Annotated in this window: 4 protein-coding genes; all 4 read left to right on the top strand. The window is 39.1% G+C overall.

The genetic code is table 11. The annotated features are described in order from the left end of the window. The coding region (locus WBN20_RS14360; protein WP_424282183.1) for an N-acyl-D-amino-acid deacylase family protein at positions 1–736 on the top strand (736 nt) is incomplete at its 5' end. Next, entirely contained in the window at positions 651–1,652 is a 1,002-nt protein-coding gene (locus WBN20_RS14355; RefSeq protein WP_424282182.1) for an SMP-30/gluconolactonase/LRE family protein, read from the top strand. The genes WBN20_RS14360 and WBN20_RS14355, both read left to right, overlap by 86 nt. Positions 1,653–1,723: 71 nt before the next feature. Next, positions 1,724–2,461, top strand: a complete 738-nt coding sequence (locus tag WBN20_RS14350; RefSeq protein ID WP_424270746.1) for a glutamine amidotransferase — start codon at positions 1,724–1,726, stop codon at positions 2,459–2,461. A gap of 67 nt (positions 2,462–2,528) precedes the next feature. Then, positions 2,529–3,002, top strand: coding sequence for a (2Fe-2S)-binding protein (locus tag WBN20_RS14345; protein WP_424282181.1), 474 nt, complete (start codon positions 2,529–2,531; stop codon positions 3,000–3,002). The last annotated feature ends 3 nt before the right edge of the window (positions 3,003–3,005 follow it).

Genomic DNA, 3,005 nt, shown 5'->3' with positions numbered 1-3,005 from the left:
CAGTTCCACAGGTCTAAATATTTTATTGCCGTCATGGGCAAAAGAAGGTGGGCATAGCAAAACAATGGAACTGATATCGCAATCGGCAAAAAGGAGGCAGATGATTCAGGAAATAAAATTTCATGTACCACCGGAAAAGATCCTTTTAGTTGGGTTCAGAAATAAACAAATGAGGCACCTTATAGGTAAAACCCTTGCCGAAATAGCCAAGGAAAGAAATATTACCGCTGCCGAGGCCGTAGTTGACTTAATACAGGAAGACGATAGCAGAATTCAGGTGGTTTACTTCTCAATGTCTGAAGAGAATATTAAAAAGAAACTGGCCCTACCTTATATGTCCATCTGTTCTGATGCAGGATCCTATACTACTGAAGGCGTGTTTTTAGAACAAAGTACACATCCGAGAGCTTATGGATCCTTTGCACGCTTATTAGGGCATTTTGTGCGTGACGAAAAAGTTATTCCACTGGAGGAAGCTATCTATAAACTTACTTCTCTTCCTGCTAACAATTTAAAACTAAAGCATCGCGGCGCTCTAAAAGAAGGATATTATGCAGATATTGTAGTTTTTGATGCCAATACAATTAAAGACAACGCTACTTTTGCTAAGCCACATCAATATGCCACAGGCATGAAACATGTCTTTGTAAATGGCACACAGGTACTCAAAGACGGAGAACATACCGGTGCTTTCCCCGGCAGGGTGGTTCGCGGTCCTGGATGGAGCGGTAATTAATTCATATTTTTCTTTAAAAAGCAGTGTAATGAAACCATTAAACGCAATACTGATCTTACTTATAGCTTTTAGTTGTATAGCCCAAAAACCAAAGCTTTTGGCTAATGAAGCTGAGCTCAGTCTGGTTGCTGCAGATTACATATTTACTGAAGGTCCGGCAGTAGCTAAAAATGGTGATGTATACTTTACTGATCAGCCTAATAACAAAATTCTAAAATGGACGGCCTCAGATAATTCGGTCTCTGTTTATATGGAAGATGCCGGTAGAGCAAATGGCCTCTATTTTGATCACGATGGCAATCTTTTGGCATGCGCCGATGAAAAATTTGAACTTTGGAGAATAGATAAGGCAAAAAAACCGAAAGTCCTGATAGACGAATTTCAAGGAAAAAAACTCAATGGTCCTAATGACCTTTGGGTAGATCCGAAGGGAGGTATTTATTTTACAGATCCTTATTATCAAAGACCCTATTGGGAGCGCAATGAGAAAGAAATTGAAAAAGAACGTGTTTACTATTTAACCCCTGATATGAACGAGTTGCGTATAGTAGCTGATAACCTGGTACAACCCAATGGAATAATAGGTACTCCGGATGGGAAAATGATTTATATCGCGGATATAGGCGATAAGAAGACATATAGCTTTACCATTTCTGAAAATGGTGATCTTAGCAATAAAAAATTATTTACGCCGCTGGGCTCAGACGGCATGACAATAGATAATCAGGGCAATGTATATTTGACCGGTAATGGAGTAACTGTTTTTAATAAAAAAGGGCAAGAAATACTTCAAATTCCGGTACCCCAAAAATGGACGGCCAATGTTACATTTGGCGGACCTGATCAAAATATGCTTTTTATTACTGCAATGAATTCTGTTTATACCCTGGAAATGAATGTACATGGTGTGCGTTAAAATTTATTTTTATAGCCCATATTTAAAAATCAACATAAACCAATGATTACAGAATTATAAAAAAAGGTTCCGTGAAAAAATTTCTAATTCTCCAAATGCGTCCCGAAACTGAAGCTTCCGATAGTGAGTTTGAGGCAATTTTACGCTATGGCGGGTTATCTTCTGAAGAGGTACATCGTATCAGGGTTGAACAAGAAAACATTGAGGATATAGATATTAATAATTACTCGGCCATAATTGCCGGTGGAAGCCCTTTTGATATAAGCATCCCGGAAGCAAAAAAAAGCGCCACTCAAAAAAGGGTTGAAGTATTTTTTAATTCGCTTTTCGACAAGTTAATTCCTCTGGATTTTCCGTTTCTTGGAGCCTGTTCCGGGAATGGGCTCTTGGGTAGATATTGCGGGGCAACCATTACTAATAAATATGCGGAACCCTTAAGAAGTGTTGAAGTCTGGGTAACAGACGAAGGGGCTAAAGATCCAGTTTTAAAAGGCCTTCCAAAGAAATTTTCTGCTTTAGTGGGGCATAAAGAAGCTTGTGATGCTGTTCCTCCCGGAGCCGTTCTCCTCGTATCTTCAGATCCCTGTCCGGTGCAGATGTTTCGGGTAAAAAAGAACATATATGCAACTCAATTTCATCCGGAAGCCGATGCAGATGAATTCATCTTACGCATCAAAATTTATAAATATGCCGGTTATTTCAAGCCTGAAGAGGCTGAAGATCTAATCACAGCTATTCGACAATCGAATACACCGGTCCCCAAAAAAATACTGAGTCGCTTTATTGACAGATACAGATCCACAAAATAAATTTTATTTAGCACCTGTTCTTTAGAAGGATTTTTAGTAACTTAAGCCTATTCTATCCTAAGAAAATATGGCTGCTAATTCGCTAAATATTAACAACAAAACATACAATATAGATATAAAGGAGGGGTCAACTTTACTCTGGGTATTACGTGAACATCTTGGACTGACAGGTACAAAATACGGTTGCGGAATTGCATTGTGTGGGTCTTGTACTGTGCTTGTGGACGGCAAGCCAATGAGATCATGTACATTGTTACTGAGTGGTCTAAAAAAGGATCAAAAAATTACGACAATAGAAGGCTTATCCGAGAATGGAGATCATCCGGTTCAACAAGCCTGGGTAGAGGCACAAGCACCACAATGCGGCTATTGCCAATCGGGTCAGATTATGCAGGCGGTTGCCCTGCTTGCTGAAAATCCGAATCCAACAAGGGAAGAGATAAAAATGTACATGAATGGAAATTTATGTCGTTGTGGCACATATTTGCGTATTGTAAAAGCTATAGAAATAGCAGCAGAAAAAACATCAGTAAAAACTTAAATC

The sequence above is a fragment of the Eudoraea sp. genome (assembly GCF_049665975.1).
Lineage (GTDB): Bacteria > Bacteroidota > Bacteroidia > Flavobacteriales > Flavobacteriaceae > Eudoraea.
The sequence above is the reverse complement of the archived record's forward strand: the minus strand, read 5'-3'. Positions and strand labels throughout refer to the sequence as shown.

What these genes read in the sequence shown, in the direction of transcription:
- WBN20_RS14355 (WP_424282182.1), top strand. Translation starts at nt 651, where the DNA reads ATGGCACACAGGTACTCAAAGACGGAGAACATACCGGTGCTTTCCCCG.
- WBN20_RS14345 (WP_424282181.1), top strand. Translation starts at nt 2,529, where the DNA reads ATGGCTGCTAATTCGCTAAATATTAACAACAAAACATACAATATAGAT.